This is a genomic window from Burkholderia catarinensis (assembly GCF_001883705.2).
In the GTDB taxonomy this organism is placed as follows: domain Bacteria; phylum Pseudomonadota; class Gammaproteobacteria; order Burkholderiales; family Burkholderiaceae; genus Burkholderia; species Burkholderia catarinensis.
Genome location: NZ_MDEQ02000001.1, coordinates 315,225 through 333,364 on the forward strand (window position 1 = coordinate 315,225; position 18,140 = coordinate 333,364).

15 protein-coding genes are annotated in these 18,140 nt (G+C 69.0%); 11 read left to right on the forward strand and 4 right to left on the reverse strand.

Annotated features, from left to right (window positions below):
* The first annotated feature begins 38 nt into the window (after positions 1-38).
* The 10 genes from BFF94_RS01385 to BFF94_RS01430 all read left to right on the forward strand — a co-directional run bounded on the left by BFF94_RS01385 (position 39) and on the right by BFF94_RS01430 (position 12,941).
* Complete coding sequence (locus tag BFF94_RS01385; protein WP_128841788.1) at positions 39-1,412, forward strand: undecaprenyl-phosphate glucose phosphotransferase; 1,374 nt, start codon at positions 39-41, stop codon at positions 1,410-1,412.
* 157 nt (positions 1,413-1,569) lie between these two features.
* Positions 1,570-2,982 (forward strand): UDP-glucose dehydrogenase family protein, encoded by a 1,413-nt coding sequence (locus tag BFF94_RS01390; protein WP_128841787.1) that lies wholly within the window; start codon positions 1,570-1,572, stop codon positions 2,980-2,982.
* Positions 2,983-3,005: 23 nt separating this feature from the next.
* Entirely contained in the window at positions 3,006-3,449 is a 444-nt protein-coding gene (locus BFF94_RS01395) for a low molecular weight protein-tyrosine-phosphatase (protein WP_128841786.1), read from the forward strand.
* Positions 3,428-4,639, forward strand: coding sequence for a polysaccharide biosynthesis/export family protein (locus BFF94_RS01400; RefSeq protein WP_128841785.1), 1,212 nt, complete (start codon positions 3,428-3,430; stop codon positions 4,637-4,639). The genes BFF94_RS01395 and BFF94_RS01400 overlap by 22 nt, the downstream gene beginning before the upstream one ends.
* A gap of 50 nt (positions 4,640-4,689) precedes the next feature.
* Positions 4,690-6,912, forward strand: a complete 2,223-nt coding sequence (locus BFF94_RS01405) for a polysaccharide biosynthesis tyrosine autokinase (RefSeq protein WP_128841784.1) — start codon at positions 4,690-4,692, stop codon at positions 6,910-6,912.
* A gap of 64 nt (positions 6,913-6,976) precedes the next feature.
* Entirely contained in the window at positions 6,977-7,936 is a 960-nt protein-coding gene (locus BFF94_RS01410; RefSeq protein ID WP_219138874.1) for a glycosyltransferase family 2 protein, read from the forward strand.
* Between the two features lie 44 nt (positions 7,937-7,980).
* The gene (locus tag BFF94_RS01415) at positions 7,981-9,117 is read left to right on the forward strand and encodes a glycosyltransferase family 4 protein (RefSeq protein WP_219138875.1); all 1,137 of its coding nucleotides are present in this window, start codon (positions 7,981-7,983) and stop codon (positions 9,115-9,117) included.
* A 10-nt stretch (positions 9,118-9,127) separates the two neighbouring features.
* Entirely contained in the window at positions 9,128-10,594 is a 1,467-nt protein-coding gene (locus BFF94_RS01420; protein ID WP_128846458.1) for an O-antigen ligase family protein, read from the forward strand.
* Positions 10,591-11,775: a glycosyltransferase family 4 protein gene (locus BFF94_RS01425; RefSeq protein WP_128846461.1), complete on the forward strand. Its 1,185-nt coding sequence runs from the start codon at positions 10,591-10,593 to the stop codon at positions 11,773-11,775. The genes BFF94_RS01420 and BFF94_RS01425 overlap by 4 nt, the downstream gene beginning before the upstream one ends.
* Positions 11,775-12,941, forward strand: coding sequence for a glycosyltransferase family 4 protein (locus tag BFF94_RS01430; RefSeq protein WP_219138877.1), 1,167 nt, complete (start codon positions 11,775-11,777; stop codon positions 12,939-12,941). The genes BFF94_RS01425 and BFF94_RS01430 overlap by 1 nt, the downstream gene beginning before the upstream one ends.
* Positions 12,942-13,071: 130 nt before the next feature.
* Here the strand turns inward: BFF94_RS01430 and BFF94_RS01435 are convergent, their stop codons facing one another.
* Positions 13,072-14,307: an MFS transporter gene (locus BFF94_RS01435; protein WP_219138878.1), complete on the reverse strand. Its 1,236-nt coding sequence runs from the start codon at positions 14,305-14,307 to the stop codon at positions 13,072-13,074.
* A gap of 159 nt (positions 14,308-14,466) precedes the next feature.
* Here BFF94_RS01435 and BFF94_RS01440 point away from each other — a divergent pair, with 159 nt between their 5' ends.
* Positions 14,467-14,937: a winged helix-turn-helix transcriptional regulator gene (locus BFF94_RS01440; protein WP_201260460.1), complete on the forward strand. Its 471-nt coding sequence runs from the start codon at positions 14,467-14,469 to the stop codon at positions 14,935-14,937.
* 30 nt (positions 14,938-14,967) lie between these two features.
* Here the strand turns inward: BFF94_RS01440 and BFF94_RS01445 are convergent, their stop codons facing one another.
* From BFF94_RS01445 to BFF94_RS01455, 3 genes are all read right to left on the reverse strand, one after another.
* The gene (locus BFF94_RS01445) at positions 14,968-16,416 is read right to left on the reverse strand and encodes an MFS transporter (RefSeq protein ID WP_219138880.1); all 1,449 of its coding nucleotides are present in this window, start codon (positions 16,414-16,416) and stop codon (positions 14,968-14,970) included.
* 198 nt (positions 16,417-16,614) lie between these two features.
* Positions 16,615-17,388 (reverse strand): helix-turn-helix transcriptional regulator, encoded by a 774-nt coding sequence (locus tag BFF94_RS01450; protein ID WP_219138881.1) that lies wholly within the window; start codon positions 17,386-17,388, stop codon positions 16,615-16,617.
* A gap of 26 nt (positions 17,389-17,414) precedes the next feature.
* Entirely contained in the window at positions 17,415-17,756 is a 342-nt protein-coding gene (locus tag BFF94_RS01455) for an FKBP-type peptidyl-prolyl cis-trans isomerase (protein WP_031399816.1), read from the reverse strand.
* Positions 17,757-18,140 lie beyond the last annotated feature (384 nt).

The window sequence follows — 18,140 nt, forward strand, 5'->3', positions numbered from 1 at the left end:
AGCTGTTCGGCAAACGCCTGTTCAAAGAGGAAGCAGACATGTTGAGCGTGCTGGCGAGAGTCATCGATATCGCGATGGTCGTGACGGGGGCGCTGATCGCCGCCGCGCTGCACGACGGCAGCATCTGGCTCAACGACCTGCAGCGCACGACGGTGCTGTTCGACTGCCTGCTCGTCGTCGTGTTCTTTCCGGCCATCGGCATTTACCAGTCGTGGCGCGGCAAGCGTCTCGTCGGGCTGGTGGGGCGCGTTGCGTTCGCGTGGCTCGTGGTCGAGCTCGCGGGCATCCTGATGAGCTTCAGCTTTCACCAGTCGGGCGACCTGTCGCGGCTGTGGCTGGGTTACTGGGCGCTCGTGACGATGGCGCTGCTCGCCGGCTCGAAGGCCTGCGTGCACGTGGTGCTGCGGCAACTGCGCCGCGGCGGCTACAACCTGAAGGCGGTCGCGATCGTCGGCGGCACGCCGGCGGCGCGGCGGCTGATCGCGCAGATGCGGGCGCGGCCGGAAGCGGGCTTCAACCCGGTGTGCGTGTACGACGAAAGCGAAGTGCCGGGTGAAGTCGCGCTCGACGACGTGCGCATCGAGCGGCAGTTCGAATCGCTGGTGTGGCTGGTGCGCAGCCGCGCGATCAGCGAGCTGTGGCTCACGCTGCCGGTCTCGGAGGAGCGCCGGATTCACCACATCGTCACGGTGTTCCGCCATGACTTCGTGAATATCCGTTTCATTCCGGACGTGCGCACGCTGTCGTTCTTCAACCAGGAAGTGGTCGAGGTGCTCGGCGTGCCGGCGATCAACCTCGCGGCGTCGCCGATCACCGACGTGCGGATCCTGCCGAAGTTCGTGTTCGACCGGCTGTTCGCGCTGGCGGCGCTCACGGCGCTCGCGCCGGTGATGCTGTTGATCGCGGGCCTGATCAAGCTGACGTCGCGCGGGCCGGTGTTCTTCCGCCAGAAGCGCAAGGGCATCGACGGGCACGAGTTCGAGATCTACAAGTTCCGCTCGATGAAGGTGCACCAGGAAGTGGCCGGGCAAGTCACGCAGGCCACCAAGAACGACACGCGCGTGACGCCGGTCGGCCGGTTCCTGCGCCGCACGAGCCTCGATGAGCTGCCGCAGTTCATCAACGTGCTGAAGGGCGAGATGTCGGTCGTCGGCCCGCGCCCGCATGCGCTTGCGCACGACGACATCTACAAGGATCTGGTCAAGGGCTACATGTTCCGCTACCGGATCAAGCCCGGCATCACCGGGTGGGCGCAGATCAACGGCTATCGCGGCGAGACCGACCAGATCGAGAAGATGATGGGCCGCGTGAAGCTCGATCTGTACTACATGCAGAACTGGTCGTTCTGGCTCGACATCAAGATTGTCGCGCTGACGCTCTGGAAAGGCTTCACCGGCAGCAACGCTTACTGACAGGTGTCCCCAGGAGGTCCCCCGATGGGGATCCCCCAAGGGGACTTCCCGCGGGGCGGAAAACCTGGGGCGGCCCGGCGGTTTCTTGAGACGCAATGCCACGCAGGCATTCCGGTTTTACGAATTTCAAATCATTGGTCACGAGGTCCGACACATCATGAATCTGACTATCATCGGCAGCGGTTACGTAGGTCTTGTCACCGGCGCCTGTCTTGCCGACATCGGGCACGACGTGTTCTGTCTCGACGTCGACCAGGCGAAGATCGACGTCCTGAACAGCGGCGGCGTGCCGATCCATGAGCCGGGCCTCAAGGAAGTCATCGCGCGCAACCGCGCGGCCGGCCGCTTGCGCTTCTCGACCGACGTCGAGGCCGCGGTCGCGCACGGCGACGTGCAGTTCATCGCGGTCGGCACGCCGCCCGACGAGGACGGCTCGGCCGACCTGCAATACGTGCTCGCGGCGGCGCGCAACATCGGCCGCTACATGACCGGCTTCAAGGTGATCGTCGACAAGTCGACGGTGCCGGTCGGCACGGCCGAGCGCGTGCGCGCGGCGGTCGCCGAGGAGCTTGCGAAGCGCGGCGGCGACCAGATGTTCTCGGTCGTGTCGAATCCGGAATTCCTGAAGGAAGGCGCGGCGGTCGACGATTTCACGCGGCCGGACCGCATCGTGATCGGCTGCGACGACGACGTGCCGGGCGAGCGCGCCCGTGAGCTGATGAAGAAGCTGTACGCGCCGTTCAACCGCAACCACGAACGCACGCTGTACATGGACGTGCGCTCGGCCGAGTTCACGAAGTATGCGGCGAACGCGATGCTCGCGACGCGTATCTCGTTCATGAACGAGCTGGCGAACCTCGCCGACCGCTTCGGCGCGGACATCGAGGCCGTGCGCCGCGGGATCGGCTCCGATCCGCGCATCGGCTATCACTTCCTGTATGCCGGCTGCGGCTACGGCGGCTCGTGCTTCCCGAAGGACGTCGAGGCGCTGATCCGCACGGCCGACGAGCACGGGCAGGCACTGCAGATCCTGAAGGCCGTGTCGTCGGTCAATGCCACGCAAAAGCGTGTGCTCGCCGACAAGATCGTCGCGCGCTTCGGCGAGGACCTGACGGGCCGCACGTTCGCGATCTGGGGTCTCGCGTTCAAGCCGAACACCGACGACATGCGCGAGGCACCGAGCCGCGAGCTGATCGCCGAGCTGCTGTCGCGCGGCGCGCGCATCGCCGCATACGATCCGGTCGCGCAGCAGGAAGCGCGCCGCGTGATCGCGCTCGATCTCGCCGATCACCCGAGCTGGCTCGAGCGCCTGAGCTTCGTCGACGACGAGGCGCAGGCCGCGCGCGACGCCGACGCGCTCGTGATCGTCACCGAATGGAAGGCCTTCAAGAGCCCCGACTTCATCGCGCTCGGCCGCCTGTGGAAGACGCCGGTGATCTTCGACGGCCGCAACCTGTACGAGCCGGAGACGATGAGCGAGCAGGGCATCGAATACCACCCGATCGGCCGGCCGGGCTCGCGCCAGGCCGTCGCTGCCCGCGTGCCGGGCACGGCGCGCGCGAGCGCGTAATCCGTTATTCGTTACGAGACGCCATGTTCCGGAACATCCTGATCGTCTGCCACGCGAACGTCTGCCGCAGCCCCGCGGCGGAAATGCTGTTCAAGTCGCACGCCGCGTCGCGCGGCGGCCCGCGCCCGACGTTTCACTCGGCCGGCGTGCATGCGAACGACGGCGACGGCATCGATCCGGTGATGCGGCAACTGCTCGCCGAGCGGGGCGTCGATGCGACGACCCATCGCTCGCGGCGGCTGTCGCGCCGGATCGTGCGCGATGCCGACCTGATTCTCGTCAGCGAGCGCAGACAGATCAAGGCCGTTGAATCGGTCGATCCGTTCGCGCGCGGCAAGGTCCACCTGCTCGGCAAGTGGGAAGGGGCCGAAATTGCCGATCCGCACGGCGGCCCCGAGGCCGATTACCGCGAGAGCTACTCACTGATCGAACGTCTGGTTCAAGGATGGCTACAGAAATTATGCTGAAACGCCCGATGCGCCCGATGCGCCCGATGCGCCCGGTGGCGCTTGCCGTCGCGCTGACGACTTTCCTGTCAGCCTGTGCAACCGCCCCCGGCAACTACCTCGACTCGTCGAACCTGAAGGACGAAGGCCGGAAGGAAGCGGCCGAGACCTATCCGGTTCATTACATCGACGCCAAAGTGGTGATGGACCAGTTGCAGAAGCAACAGGTCGACCATCCGCTGCCGCCGGGACGTTATACCGATCCGTCGCAGTACGTGTACCGCGTCGGCCCGCAGGACATCCTCGGCGTCACCGTGTGGGACCACCCCGAGCTGACGACGCCGCAGGGCCAGTCGTTCTCGAGCGGCGGCAACACGACGCAGTCGGTCGCGGGTGCGCTGCAGCAGCCGTATACGACCGCGCTGCCGGGCCAGGCCGATCCGTACGGCCAGACAGTGGCTTCCGACGGCACGATCTTCTTCCCGTTCGTCGGCCGCTTGCGCGTGACGGGCAAGACGATTGCGCAGATCCGCGAGGAGCTGGCGTCCAGCCTGTCGCGCTACGTGAAGAATCCGCAGCTCGACGTGCGCGTGCTGTCGTTCCGCAGCCAGAAGGTGCAGGTGACGGGCGAGGTGAAGCAGCCGGGCCCGCTCGCGGTGAGCGACGTGCCGCTGACGCTCGTCGACGCGATCTCGCGCTCGGGCGGCTCGACCAACGAGGCCGACCTGCAGCGCGTGCGCCTGACGCGTGACGGCAAGCTCTACACGCTCGACGCGAACGGCGTGCTCGATCGCGGCGAAGTGCGGCAGAACGTGATGCTGCAGCCGGGCGACATCGTCAACGTGCCGGACCGCAGCGACAGCCGCGTGTTCATCATGGGCGAGGTCAAGACGCCGGTCACGGTGCCGATGCTCAAGGGCAGGCTGACCATCGCCGACGCATTGACGGCGGGCGGCGGGATCCTCGACACCGACGCGAACCCGCGCAAGATCTACGTGATGCGCGGGATGCGCGACAACCCGACGAAGCCCGAAGTGTTCCGTCTCGACATGACGCAGCCTGATGCGCTGATGCTGTCGAGCCGCTTCCCGCTTCAGCCGCTCGACGTCGTCTACGTCAGCACGGCCAGCTCGGTGCAGTTCAACCGTGTGCTGCAACAGGTGCTGCCGACGATCCAGACGATCTTCTTCATGCGGCAAATCACGCGCTGATAGCCCGCCGGGGCGGCGCCTCCGCCCCGGCACCACTCAAGCGGGAACGAATGGTGAACACGCAAGCGAAACACTCCTACGCGGATCTGTCCGTGAAAACCGAGGAAGAGGACGTCGTCCTCGGCCAGTTGCTCCAGGTGATCATGGACGACATCTGGCTGCTGCTCGGCATCGCGGTGACGGTTATCGCGCTCGCCGGCCTCTACTGCTACATCGCGAAGCCGGTTTACCAGGCCGATGTGCACGTGCGGGTCGAGGGCAACGACAACACGTCGCAGGCGCTCACGCAAACGCAGACGGGTGCGATGATCAACAGCGGCCCGCAGCAGGCGCCGACCGATGCGGAAATCGAGATCATCAAGAGCCGCGGCGTCGTCGCGCCGGTCGTCGAGCAGTTCAAGCTGAACTTCTCGGTCGCGCCGAAGACGCTGCCCGTGCTCGGCAGCCTCGCCGCGCGCGTCGCGACGCCCGGCGAGCCGTCGCGGCCGTGGCTCGGCCTGAAATCGTATGCGTGGGGCGGGGAAGTCGCCGACGTCGACGCGATCAACGTCGTGCCGGCGCTCGAGGGCAAGAAGCTGACGCTGACCGCCGGACCGAACGGCACCTATTCGCTCGTCGACCAGAACGGCACCCGGCTGCTGTCGGGCCATGTCGGCGAATCGGCGCAGGGCGGCGGCGTGACGCTGCTCGTGCAGAAGCTCGTCGCGCGCCCCGGCACGCAGTTTACGGTGGTCCGCTACAACGATCTCGACGCGATCAGCGGTTTCCAGACCGGCATCCAGGTGTCCGAGCAGGGCAAGCAGACGGGCGTCGTGCAGATCTCGCTGGAAGGCAAGGACCCGGACCAGACCGCCGCGATCGCGAACGCGCTCGCGCAGTCGTACCTGAACCAGCACGTGGTCGCGAAGCAGGCCGAAGCGACCAAGATGCTCGACTTCCTGAAGAGCGAGGAACCGCGCCTGAAGACCGACCTCGAACGGGCGGAAGCCGCGCTGACGCAGTACCAGCGCACGTCGGGCTCGATCAACGCGAGCGACGAGGCGAAGGTCTACCTCGAGGGCAGCGTGCAGTACGAGCAGCAGATCGCCGCGCAGCGCCTGCAGCTCGCGTCGCTCGCGCAGCGCTTCACCGATTCGCACCCGATGGTGATCGCCGCGAAGCAGCAGCTCTCGGAGCTGCAGGGCGAGAAGGACAAGTTCAGCAACCGCTTCCGCAGCCTGCCGGCGACCGAAGTGAAGGCCGTCCAGCTCCAGCGCGACGCGAAGGTCGCCGAGGACATCTACGTGCTGCTGCTGAACCGCGTGCAGGAGCTGTCGGTGCAGAAGGCCGGCACGGGCGGCAACATCCACCTCATCGATTCGGCACTGCGTCCGGGCGATCCGGTCAAGCCGAAGAAGGTGCTGATCCTGTCGGCCGCCGTGTTCCTCGGGCTGATCCTCGGCACGGGCATCGTGTTCCTGCGCCGCAACCTGTTCCAGGGCATCGAGGATCCCGATCGCATCGAGCGCACGTTCAACCTGCCGCTGTACGGGCTGGTGCCGCAAAGCGCCGAGCAGGTGAAGCTCGACGCCGCGGCCGAGAAGGGCGGCGGCCGCGCGCGGCCGATCCTCGCAAGCCTGCGTCCGAAGGATCTCAGCGTCGAGAGCCTGCGCAGCCTGCGCACCGCGATGCAGTTCGCGATGTTGGACGCGAAGAACCGCGTGATCGTGCTGACCGGCCCGACGCCCGGTATCGGCAAGAGCTTCCTGACGGTCAACCTCGCGGTGCTGCTCGCGCATTCGGGCAAGCGCGTGCTGCTGATCGACGCCGACATGCGCCGCGGCCTGCTTGACCGCTATTTCGGTCTCACCTCGCAGCCGGGCCTGTCCGAGCTGCTGAGCGACCAGTCGGCGCTCGAGGACGCCGTGCGCGAGACGCCGGTGCAGGGCCTGTCGTTCATCTCGGCCGGCACGCGCCCGCCGAACCCGTCGGAACTGCTGATGTCGACGCGCCTGCCGCAATACCTCGAAGGGCTCGGCAAGCGCTACGACGTCGTGCTGATCGATTCTCCGCCGGTGCTGGCGGTGACCGACGCGACCATCATCGGCCGCATGGCCGGCTCGACGTTCCTCGTGCTGCGCTCGGGCATGCATACCGAAGGCGAGATCGCCGACGCGATCAAGCGCCTGCGCACCGCGGGTGTCGATCTGGAAGGCGGGATCTTCAACGGCGTGCCGCCGGTGCGCGGCTACGGCCGCGGCTATGCGGCCGTGCATGAATACCTGAGCGCCTGATCCGCATGGCGCGTAACCGGGCGGTCGGCAAGCGCTGCCCGCCCGGCCGACTGGAGAACCAACGATGAAAATTTCCGTGCTCGTTCCGACCTACCGGCGTCCCGCCGACCTCGCGCGCTGCCTGCTGGCGCTGCAGCGGCAGCAGCGGCTGCCCGACGAGGTGATCGTCGTCGCGCGCCCGGAGGACGACGCCACGCACGAGCGGCTCGCCGATCCGTCGGTCGGCGGCGCGCTGCCGCTGCGCATCGTGCCGGTCGACGTGACGGGGCAGGTCGCCGCGCTGAACAAGGGGCTAGACTCCGCGAACGGCGACATCGTCGCGATCACCGACGACGATGCGGCGCCGCACCCCGACTGGCTCGCGCGTATCGAAGCCGCGTTCCTGTCCGACCCGCGCGTGGGCGCGGTCGGCGGCCGCGACTGGGTGCACGAGAAGGGCCGCCTGCTCGACGAGTCGCGCGAGCTGGTCGGCCAGCTCACGCTGTCGGGCAAGATCATCGGCAATCATCATCTCGGCGTCGGCGGCGCGCGCGAAGTCGACACGCTGAAGGGCGCGAACATGAGCTACCGGCGCGCGGCGATCGGCGGGCTGCGTTTCGACACGCGGCTGCGCGGCGCGGGCGCGCAGGCTCACAACGACACCGCGTTCAGCATGGAAGTGCAGCGCGCGGGCTGGAAGCTGCTGTACGACCCGGCGATCGCCGTCGATCACTACCCGGCCGAACGCTTCGACGACGACCGGCGCGACGCGGCGTCGCTGAACGCGATCAGCAACGGCGCGTACAACCTGCAACTGACGCTGCGCGAGCATCTGCCGCCGGTCCGGCGCGAGATCGCGTGGTGGTGGTGGGCGCTGGTCGGCACGCGCGTCTATCCGGGCTTCGCGCACGTGCTGGTGTCGCTGCCTACCGCACGACGCGCTCGCGTGCTCGCGCACTGGCGCGCGGTGCGCCGCGGCGCGCGCGATGCGCGCCGCACCACCGTCGCCCCGCACCGTGCGGCCATGCCGCCGGTGACGTCATGAACGAGCCGCGCGCAACGCCGCGCGGCCGAACCCGGAGCGCTTGAATGACAGCTACCAAGGTCCATGTCCATCTGTTTTACGGCGCCGATCCGCGTACCTATCGGAAAGGCGAGAACATCGGCTGCCTGTACGGCTATCACCATGCCGAATCCGACGAATTCCGGCTGACCTATTCGCAGGACGGCGGCGAGAGCCGTGTCGCCAGCCTTGCGCGCCGCGCGCTGAAGGCGGCGCTCGGCTTCGACGTCGTGCATGCGTGGCGCAACCGTGCCGCGCTGCTGAACACCGACGTGATCTGGACGCACACCGAGCAGGAGCATCTTGCCGCTTCGCTGGTCCTGAAGCTCGCCGGCGCGCAGGGCAAGCGCCCGCTGCTGCTCGCGCAGAGCGTGTGGCTGTTCGACAAGTGGGGCACCTTCGGCGGCGCGCGCCGCTGGCTGTACCGCAAGCTGCTCGCCCGCGCCGACGCGCTGACCACGCTCGCCCGCGACAACGCCGAGCTGTGCCGTCGCTATCTCGGGCGCGATGCGGAGTTCGTCTATTACGGGCTGAACACGCAGGACTTCCCGCTGACCGAGCCGCAGCAATGGCAACCGAACCGGCCGCTGCGGATCGCGGCGATCGGCAACGACCGCGACCGCGACTGGCGTACGTTCCTCGCCGCGTTCGGCGGCGACGAGCGCTACGACGTGCGGCTCGCGACGCGCCGCCGCGTGCCGCGCGAGTGGCATGCGCCGAACGTGAAGATCGGCTCGGCGTCGGGCCTCGCGAAGCAGCACGAACTGTACGCATGGGCCGACGTGATCGTCGTGCCGCTGCGGCCGAACTTCCACGCGTCGGGCATCACCGTGATGCTCGAGGCGGCAGCCGTCGGCAAGCCGATGATCGTGTCCGACGTCGGCGGGCTCAGCGACTACTTCCCCCACGATACGGCCGCCTATGTGCCGGCGTTCGACGTGCAGGCGATGCAGCAGGCCGCCGACCGTTTCGCGGCCGATCCGGTCGCGGCGCTCGGCTGCGCGCAGGCGGCCGCCGCATGCCTGCGCGAGCGCGACCTGACCACGCAGGCGTTCGCCGAGCAACACGTGCGGATCACGCGCGACATGCTGCGCCGGCGTCGCACGCCGGCCGCCGCGGGCGTGGCGATGCCGCTCGCGGATTCGCGTCCGTCGTCGCGGTGAGAGCGCATCGATGAGTACGATTGCCGCCGAACGCGCCCCGTCGCGCAGCCGCAGCTGGTTCGCCGAGCCGAAGCACTGGGCCGGGCAGGCCGGGCTGTGGACGTTCACCGCCGCGCTGATCGCCATTCACCAGGGCAAGGTGCTGACGCTCGCGTTTCCGGTGCTGGCCATCGCGGTCGGCATCTGGCTGTATTTCAAGAGCCCGGCGCGCTATGTCGGCTTCATGTGGTGGGTGTGGTTCCTGAGCCCGGAAGTGCGGCGTCTCGCCGACTGGTCGAAGGGCGCGTTCACGCCGACGAGCCTGATCCAGGTCGCGCCGCTCGCGGTGACGATGATCGCCGGTTTCGGATTGATCCGGCATTACCGCGTGCTTGCGCAGCGGCGCGGGATACCGGTGCTGCTGATGCTGTTCGGGCTCGCGTACGCGTACCTCGTCGGCATCGTGTCGAGCGGCGTGATGGCCGCGACCTACGATCTCGCGAACTGGGTGTACCCGGTGCTGATCGGCTTTCACATCATGGTCAACGCGCGCGACTATCCCGAGTACCGCGACGTGCTGCTGTCCACGTTCATGTGGGGCATGCTCGTGATGGGCGTGTACGGCGTCGTGCAGTACTTCGTGATGCCGCAGTGGGACGTGATGTGGATGATCGGTTCGGACATGGGTTCGCAGGGCGAGCCGGTGCCGTACGGCGTGCGGGTATTCAGCACGATGAATTCGTCGGGGCCGTTCGCGTTCGCGATGATGGGCGCGCTGGTGTTCGTGCTCGCGGCGCCGCAGAAGATCCGCTGGTTCGCGGGCGCGGCCGGCTTCGTGTCGTTCGCACTGTGTCTCGTGCGATCGACGTGGGGCGGCTGGGTGATCGCGCTCGCGATCCAGCTCGCGCAGTCGAACAACCGCGTGCGGATGCGGATCCTCATCAGCGGCGTCGTGCTGGTCGGGCTATGCGTGCCGCTGCTGACCGTCGGGCCGGTGGCCGACCGCCTGGGCCAGCGTCTCCAGTCGATCACGAACCTGAAGGACGACCGCAGCTACGACGACCGCAACAAGTTCTACGCGACCTTCGCGCAGACGGCGTTCACCGACGTCGCCGGCGAAGGGATGGGCGCGACGGGCGCATCCACGAAGCTGTCGAGCGACAGCGGCGAGCTCGGCAAGTACGGCAGCTTCGACAGCGGCGTGATGAACGTGCCGTTCGTGCTCGGCTGGCCCGGCACGCTGCTGTACCTCGCCGGCGTCGTGATGCTGTTCGGCCGCACATTGCGCGCGGCGTTCAAGCTGCGCAAGGACAAGTTCGTCGGCGCTTGCCTGAGCCTGTGCCTGTCGACGTTCGCGATGCTCGTGTTCACGAACTCGCTGATCGGCACGGGCGGCCTGCTGATGTTTACAGCCATTTTTTCGATACTTTCCGCGGCGCACTGGCAAAAGGCACAACGCCAGCTGGCCGCCGCGCGTCTACGGGGAGGCGACCATTGAGAATCGCGATCGTCACGCACGTCGTGCGACATAACGACGGGCAAGGCCGCGTCAATTACGAAATCGCGCGCGCGGCGCTGGCCGAGAACTACGAGGTCACGCTGGTCGCGTCGCACGTCGCGCCCGAGCTGCTGGCCGACCCGCGCGTGCGCTGGGTGCCCGTGAAGGTCGGCGGCTTCTGGCCGTCGAACCTCGTCAAGCAGCAGGTGTTCGCGCTGAAGAGCGCGTGGTGGCTGCGCGCGCACCGCAGCGAGTACGACGTGCTGCACGTGAACGGCTTCATTTCGTGGATCAAGGCCGACGTGAATACCGCGCACTTCGTGCACGGCGGCTGGTTCAAGAGTCCGTACTATCCGTTCGGGCCTACCAAGGGGATCTGGTCGGCTTACCAGTACGTCTATACCCGCGTGAACACCGTGCTCGAGCGCTGGGCGTACCGGCGTTCGCGCGCGATCACCGCCGTGTCGCAGAAGGTGGCCGACGAGATCGCCGGGCTCGGCATCGACAGCCGCAAGATCAGCGTGATCTACAACGGCGTCGACGCCAGCGCGTTCGCGGGCGCGCAGGCCGATCGTGCGGCGTTCAAGCTGCCGGACGACGCGTTCCTGCTGCTGTTCGTCGGCGACCTGCGCACGCCGCGCAAGAATCTCGGCACCGTGCTGAAGGCGCTCACGAAGCTGCCGGCGAACGTCCATCTGGCGGTGGCCGGGTATCTGCCCGGCAGCCCGTATCCGGAAGAGGCGCGTGCGCTCGGCATCGATGCGCGCGTGCATTTCCTCGGTCTCGTGAAAAACATGCCGACGCTGATGAGTTCGGTCGACGCGTATGTCTTTCCGTCGCGCTACGAAGCGATGAGCCTGTCGCTGCTGGAGGCGATGGCGGCCGGGCTGCCGGTGGTCACCGCGCGCACGGCGGGCGGCGCGGAAATCATCACGCGCGAATGCGGGATCGTGCTGGAGGATCCGGACGATCCGGCCGCGCTCGCGCAGGCGATCGGCTCGCTCGCCGCCTCGCGCGACACCTGTCGCGCGATGGGCGACGCGGCCCGCGAACTGATGACCCGTTTCGGCTGGGCGCACATGGGCGCCCAGTACATCGCGCTCTACCGGCGCATCGGCCAACCCACGCAGCCGTCCGCTTTCGAGCGGGTCGAGCATGCAGTCACGCAGGAGCAGTCGTGATGTCTCAATCTTCCCGGCCGATCAAATCGTTGCAGATCGGCATGCACTGGTTCCCCGAACGCGCGGGCGGCCTCGACCGGATGTACTACTCGCTCGTCGGCGCGCTGCCGGGCGCGGGCGTCGCGGTGCGCGGGCTCGTCGCGGGCTCGCCGAAGGTCGCCGACGACACGGGCGGAGCGATCCAGGGCTTCGGTCCCGCATCGGAGCCGCTCGCGCGCCGGATGCTCGCCGCGCGGCGCGCGCTGCGCGAGGAGGTCCGCAGCGAGCGGCCGGACGTGATCTCGTCGCACTTCGCGCTGTACACGTTCCCGGGGCTCGACGTCATGCGCGGGATTCCGCAGGTGTCGCACTTCCAGGGGCCGTGGGCCGACGAAAGCCAGGTCGAGGGCGCCGCGTCGCTCGGGCAGCGCGCGAAGCGCTATCTCGAACAGGCCGTCTATACGCGTTCGTCGCGGCTGATCGTACTGTCGCAGGCGTTCGGCCAGATCCTGACGAACCGCTACGGGATCGATCCGTCGCGCGTGCGCGTGATTCCCGGCTGCGTCGATACCGCGCAGTTCGACACGCCGCTCACGCCGGGCGAGGCGCGGCACAAGCTGCAACTGCCGCAGGACCGCCCGATCGTGCTGGCCGTGCGCCGGCTCGTGCGGCGCATGGGGCTGGAGGACCTGATCGACGCGATCGGTGTCGTCAAGCGCCGTCACCCGGACGTGCTGCTGCTGATCGCCGGCAAGGGCAAGATCGGCGAGGAGCTGCAGCAGCGCATCGACGCGGCGGGGCTGCAGGACAACGTGAAGCTGCTCGGTTTCGTGCCCGACCATCACCTCGCGGCGCTGTACCGCGCGGCGACGGTCAGCGTCGTGCCGACGGTCGCGCTCGAAGGCTTCGGGCTGATCACCGTCGAATCGCTCGCGTCCGGCACGCCGGTGCTGGTCACGCCGGTCGGCGGGCTGCCGGAGGCGGTCGCCGGGCTGTCCGGCGATCTCGTGCTGCCGTCGACGGGCGCGGACGCGATCGCGGAAGGGCTCGGCGCGGCACTGTCGGGCGCGATCACGCTGCCCGACGAGGCCGCGTGCAAGCGCTATGCGCGCGAACATTTCGACAACGCGGTGATCGCGCGGCGCGTCGCCGGCGTGTACGAAGAGGCGATCCAGGCGGCGGGCTGAACGCTCGCGGCGCGCCACCGGCACGCCGAACCGAAGGTCGAACCGGCGCGCGTGCGCGGCCGGTTCGCGCACCGGCCGCCCGTCGAGGGCGGGCCGGCTTTCCCCATGCGACACGCGGCGCCGGCACGCATCACGTGCGCCTGAGCGTCGCGGCCCATACGCCGAGCGCGGCAACGCTCACGACCGCGCCGAGCACGCAGACGCCCGTCCATCCGGCGCGCGCATACATCATCGTCGACGCAATCGCACCGAGCCCGCTGCCGGCCGAGTAGAACAGCATGTAGCAGCCGACGAGGCGCGCATGCGCATCGGGCCGCGCACCGAGAATCATGCTCTGGTTGACGACGTGGACGGCCTGCCCGCCGACGTCGAGCAGCACGATGCCGACGATCAGCAGCGCAATCGACGTATCGCCGAACGCGAGCGGCAGCCAGGAGCACGCGAGCAGCGCGAGTGCGGCGCCGGTCGTCGCTTCGCCGCGCCCGCGATCCGCGAGCCGGCCCGCGCGGGCGGCGGCCGCCGCGCCCAGTGCGCCGACGAGGCCGAACGCGCCGATCTGCGTATGCGACATCGAATGCGGCGGCGCGCTCAGCGGCAGCACGAGCGCGCTCCAGAAGATGCTGAACGCCGCGAACATCAGCAGCGCGATCGCGCCGCGCACGCGCAGCACGCGTTCATTGCGCAGCAGCGACACCATCGACCGCAGCAGCGCCGCGTAACCGATGCGTTCGCGCGGCCCGTTCGTGTCGGGCAACAGTCGCGACAGCACGACGAGCATCGCGATCGCGAGCGCGCCCGACACGAGATAGACGGCCCGCCAGCCGGCGATATCGGTGACGACGCCGGCCAGCGAGCGCGCGGCCAGCAGCCCGGCCACGACGCCGCCCTGCGCGGCGCCCACCACGCGCCCGCGCTCGCCGGCGCCCGCGAGCGCGGCCGAGCACGCGATCAGTCCTTGCGTCATCGCGGTGCCGAGCAGGCCGACCGCGACCATCCCCGCCAGCAGCGCGATGCGTGTCGACGACGCGGCCACGCCGATGCAGGCCGCCGTCAGCAGCAGAAGCTGCACGGTAATCAGGCGCTTGCGGTTCAGCAGGTCGCCGAGCGGCACGACGAACAGCAGCGCGAGTGCACAGCCGAGCTGCGTGGCGGTGATGACGCCGCCGACGGCCGCCTGCGACACGCCGAAATCCCGCGCGATCGAATCGAGCAGCGGCTGCGCGTAGTAGACGTTCGCGACGCTCGCCGCGCAGCAGACGGCCAGCAGCGCGACGCGCGCCGCGGACAGACGGCCTTCGCCGGCCGGATGCGTCGCGCGCGTTGGCGCGTTCGACGGGACGGTATTTGAATGACAGGAAGACTCCATGGGTTCCCTCGCGCAATAGTAAACTGGTTGCAATTTGAAACTGGTGTGAGTGTAGGAAAAGTAGTTTTAAAATGCAACTTGTTGTGCGGCGGGCGACGGGCCCGCGCACGGATGGCCGGCGCTGCCGCGAGGGCGGCCGGCACGTTTGCGGAGAGGAACATGGCCAGGCAGAAAAGTCTTGCGGATTCGCCGTGCCCGGTGGCGCGGGCGACCGATATCGTCGGCGATCGCTGGGCGTTGCTGATCGTGCGCGATGCGTTCGACGGCGTGCGCCGCTTCGGCGATTTCCGCGCGAGCCTCGGCGTCGCGAGCAACATCCTGTCCGACCGGCTCAGGATGCTGGTGGACGCCGGCGTGTTCGACGTCGTGCCGGCGTCGGACGGCACCGCGTATCAGGAGTACGCGCTGACCAGAAAGGGCGAAGGGTTGTTTCCGGTCATCGTGATGCTGCGGCAGTGGGGCGAGGCGAACCTGTTCGCGCGCGGCGAGCCGCATTCGGTGCTGGTCGACCGCCACACGGGGCGCGCGATCCGCAAGCTGGCGCTGCGGCACGACGACGGCCGGCCCGTGAAGGCCGCCGACACGGTCGTGAGGAAAGTCGGCGACGCAGCGCAGGCGCCGCAGCGGTGAGCGTCATGCGCGGCGCATGACCGCACACGTTCAATCGGCAGCCGGCACCGCCTGACGCGCGGGCGATGCGCCCCGATGCGCATCGGGGCGCACCAGCGTCGCGAGCAGCGCGGCTGTGGCCAGCAGCGCGACCGACACGGCCGTTTCGATCCGCAACCCGTCCACGACCTGCCCCGCACCGCCGCCGCCGGCGAGCGCGCCGAACGCCGCGACGCCCATCGCGCCGCCGGCCTGCCGCGCGGTATTCAGCACGGCCGACGCGATGCCGGCCCGCTCGGGCGCGACCGACGCGAGCACGGCGGTCGTCATCGCCGGCACCGCAAAACCCATTCCCGACGGAATCAGCAGGAACGGCACGAGCAGGGCGGCCAGCGGCGTCGACGCGTCGACGAAATGCAGCGACCCGTAGCCGAGCGCGGCGACGAGCGCGCCCGCCAGCATCGGCACGCGCGGCCCGTGACGCGCAACGGCCCGACCGCTCGCGAGATTCGCCAGCAGGAAGCCGCCCGTCAGCGGCAGGAACGCGAGGCCCGCCTGCAACGCCGATTCGCCGCGTGCGCGCTGCAGGTAGAGCGCGAGCACGAACACGGTGCCGTAGTACGTGAGGTTCACGCAGATCCCGAACAGCACGGCCGCGCTGAACGTGCGATGGCGGAACAGCGACAGCGGCAGCATCGGCGTGGCCGTGCGCGATTCGACCGCGACGAACGCGAGCGCGGCGAGCGCCGCCAGCGCGAAGCCGCCGGCGACGACCGGATGCGCGAAGCCGAGCGGCCGCCATTCGATCACGGCGCCCGTCAGTGCGGTCAGCATCGCGATCGCAATGAGCTGGCCGCGCAGGTCGAGCGCGCGAACGGAACGGGACGGCGCGGGCGGCGCAGCCTTCCCGCGGCGCGCGGGCACCCACGCGAACGCGGCCGCGAGCCCCGCCGCGCACAGCGGCAGGTTCACGAGGAAGATGCCGCGCCAGCTCCACACGGCGATCAGCAAGCCGCCGACGACCGGGCCGGCCGCGATCGAGATCGAGCCGGCCGCCGTCCACCAGCCGACGGCACGTGCGCGCAGGTGCGGGTCGTGCCGGCATGCGTCGTTGAGCAGCGCGAGCGAATTGGGCAGCATCGCCGCGGCGCCGACGCCCTGCAGCGCGCGAGCCGTGACCAGCATCGCGGGCGCATTCGCGGCGCCGCATGCAAGCGACGCGAGCGCGAACAGCACGAGGCCGGCGATATACAGTCGGCGCGCGCCGAAACGGTCGCCGAGCGTGCCGCCCGACAGCATCAGTACCGCGAACGCGAGCGTGTACGCATCGACGACCCACTGCAGGCCGGCGACGGGCAGATGCAGATCGCCGGCGAGATGCGCGAGCGCGATGTTGACGATCGTCACGTCGCGCTGCGTGACGACGAAACCGATGCTGACGGTCGCGACGACGCGTGCAAGCACGGACGGGAAGGCGGGAGAGGGCGTGGTCGTATCCATGCGCCCATCGTAGGACGCGACGCGCGGGCGATGTTTCAGCGGGACGTGAAGCGTCGAGACGGGCGCCGCGATGCAGCCGGGCTGCAAGTGCGCTGGAAGCGGGGAGGACGAACGCCGCGATCGCACACCGATGCGGATGCGGTCTGCACGAACGGTGCCGCTACATGTGTTGGCGCGTGTTCAGCGACGCCGATCCGCTCAATGCCGTTCGCCGCGCCAGCGTCCCGGCGCGACGCCGAAACGTTTCGTGAACGCATGCGTGAACGTGCTCTGGTCCGCGAAGCCGACCATGCCGGCGATGTCGACGAGCGGATGCCGGCCGTCGGCGAGCAGCACGATCGCTGCGTCGAGCCGCAGCCGCTGCAGGTAGCGATGCGGTGTTTCGCCGAACGCGTCGACGAACAGTTGATGGAACCGGCGCATCCCGTAGCCGCAGTGCGCGGCGAGATCGGCGATGCGCAGCGGCTCGGCGAGCCGCGCGCGCAGCCAGCGGTCGATGCGCGCAAAATCGAGGCCCGACGCGGGCGCGGCGAGGCCGGCGTCGTCGAGCAGCGCGCCGCACAGGCGCGCGGCGGCCTGCCACTGGAAGCGGTGCGCGGCTGCGTGCCGCGCGTCGCCGGCCGGCGCATCGAGCTGCGCGGCGGCCGCGGCGACCTGTGCGACGAGCGATGTCAGGGCCGGCTCGATCGAGACGGCGCGCGCGCGATCGAACAGCCGCTGCGGCACCGCGAGCGACGCGGCGGGCAGATCGATCACGAGCTGGCGATTGTCGCCGAGGCCCGCGTAGTCGTGGCGCGCGCCGGCCGGAATCAGCCAGGCCGCGTGCCGGTCGATGCACCGGCCGATCCCGTCCACCGCCATCACCATCGCGCCATCGACGCCGAGCACGACCTGGTGGAAGTCGTGCACGTCCGACGCTTCGCGCGTGTCGTAGCGGCGCAGCGCGATGGCGGGGGAGGCGATGCGTTCCATCGGAAGGAAACCGGCCGGCTGCGTCGTCAGATGGCGAGCAGTTCGACTTCGAACACGAGCGTCGCGTTCGGCGGAATCACGCCGCCTGCACCGCGCGGGCCGTAGCCGAGTTGCGGCGGGATCGTCAGGCGGCGCACACCGCCGACCTTCATGCCCTGCACGCCTTCGTCCCAGCCCTTGATGACCATGCCGCCGCCGAGTACGAACGCGAACGGGTCGTTGCGGTCCTTGCTCGAATCGAATTTCTGACCATCGGTCAGCCAGCCCGTGTAGTGAACGCTGACGGTCTGGCCGGCTTGCGCTACGTCGCCGGTGCCTTCGGTCAGGTCTTCGTATTTGAGGCCCGATTCGGTCGTGGTGACAGACATGACTTCTCCTGAAAGAGGGTGGATAAAACCGCTATTGTAGGCGAGCGCGCAGCGGGTCGCCGCACGCGGCTTTCGCCCCGTCGCATGCATGCCGGGGACGGCGTCCGGGCCCGGCGCCCGCGATCGTCAGAAACGCGAATGGAACGCGCGTTTGAATTTTTCACGGCTGCGCGGCCGGGGTTGCACCACGCGAGTGCGCAGCGCGTATGAAGCGGCGCTGCCGGTGCGGCCCGCGGCATGCCCGAACAGCCGCTGCCGGATTCCGCGAAACGCCCGCCCCACGGGGCTTTCGGGCCGCCGGCGGGACGCTTGCGCCGACCCTCGCACATCGCTCGCAGTCCGCCGCACGTGTTCGAATCGAGACCCGTTCAGGCGCTGTTCGAG

Excerpts from the sequence above, each read along its gene's own strand:
- BFF94_RS01450 (WP_219138881.1), bottom strand. The coding sequence starts at position 17,388 with ATGGAACGCATCGCCTCCCCCGCCATCGCGCTGCGCCGCTACGACACG.
- BFF94_RS01385 (WP_128841788.1), top strand. The coding sequence starts at position 39 with ATGTTGAGCGTGCTGGCGAGAGTCATCGATATCGCGATGGTCGTGACG.
- BFF94_RS01410 (WP_219138874.1), top strand. The coding sequence starts at position 6,977 with ATGAAAATTTCCGTGCTCGTTCCGACCTACCGGCGTCCCGCCGACCTC.
- BFF94_RS01420 (WP_128846458.1), top strand. The coding sequence starts at position 9,128 with ATGAGTACGATTGCCGCCGAACGCGCCCCGTCGCGCAGCCGCAGCTGG.
- BFF94_RS01430 (WP_219138877.1), top strand. The coding sequence starts at position 11,775 with ATGTCTCAATCTTCCCGGCCGATCAAATCGTTGCAGATCGGCATGCAC.
- BFF94_RS01440 (WP_201260460.1), top strand. The coding sequence starts at position 14,467 with ATGGCCAGGCAGAAAAGTCTTGCGGATTCGCCGTGCCCGGTGGCGCGG.
- BFF94_RS01435 (WP_219138878.1), bottom strand. The coding sequence starts at position 14,307 with ATGGAGTCTTCCTGTCATTCAAATACCGTCCCGTCGAACGCGCCAACG.
- BFF94_RS01455 (WP_031399816.1), bottom strand. The coding sequence starts at position 17,756 with ATGTCTGTCACCACGACCGAATCGGGCCTCAAATACGAAGACCTGACC.
- BFF94_RS01390 (WP_128841787.1), top strand. The coding sequence starts at position 1,570 with ATGAATCTGACTATCATCGGCAGCGGTTACGTAGGTCTTGTCACCGGC.
- BFF94_RS01415 (WP_219138875.1), top strand. The coding sequence starts at position 7,981 with ATGACAGCTACCAAGGTCCATGTCCATCTGTTTTACGGCGCCGATCCG.
- BFF94_RS01405 (WP_128841784.1), top strand. The coding sequence starts at position 4,690 with ATGGTGAACACGCAAGCGAAACACTCCTACGCGGATCTGTCCGTGAAA.
- BFF94_RS01400 (WP_128841785.1), top strand. The coding sequence starts at position 3,428 with ATGGCTACAGAAATTATGCTGAAACGCCCGATGCGCCCGATGCGCCCG.
- BFF94_RS01445 (WP_219138880.1), bottom strand. The coding sequence starts at position 16,416 with ATGGATACGACCACGCCCTCTCCCGCCTTCCCGTCCGTGCTTGCACGC.
- BFF94_RS01395 (WP_128841786.1), top strand. The coding sequence starts at position 3,006 with ATGTTCCGGAACATCCTGATCGTCTGCCACGCGAACGTCTGCCGCAGC.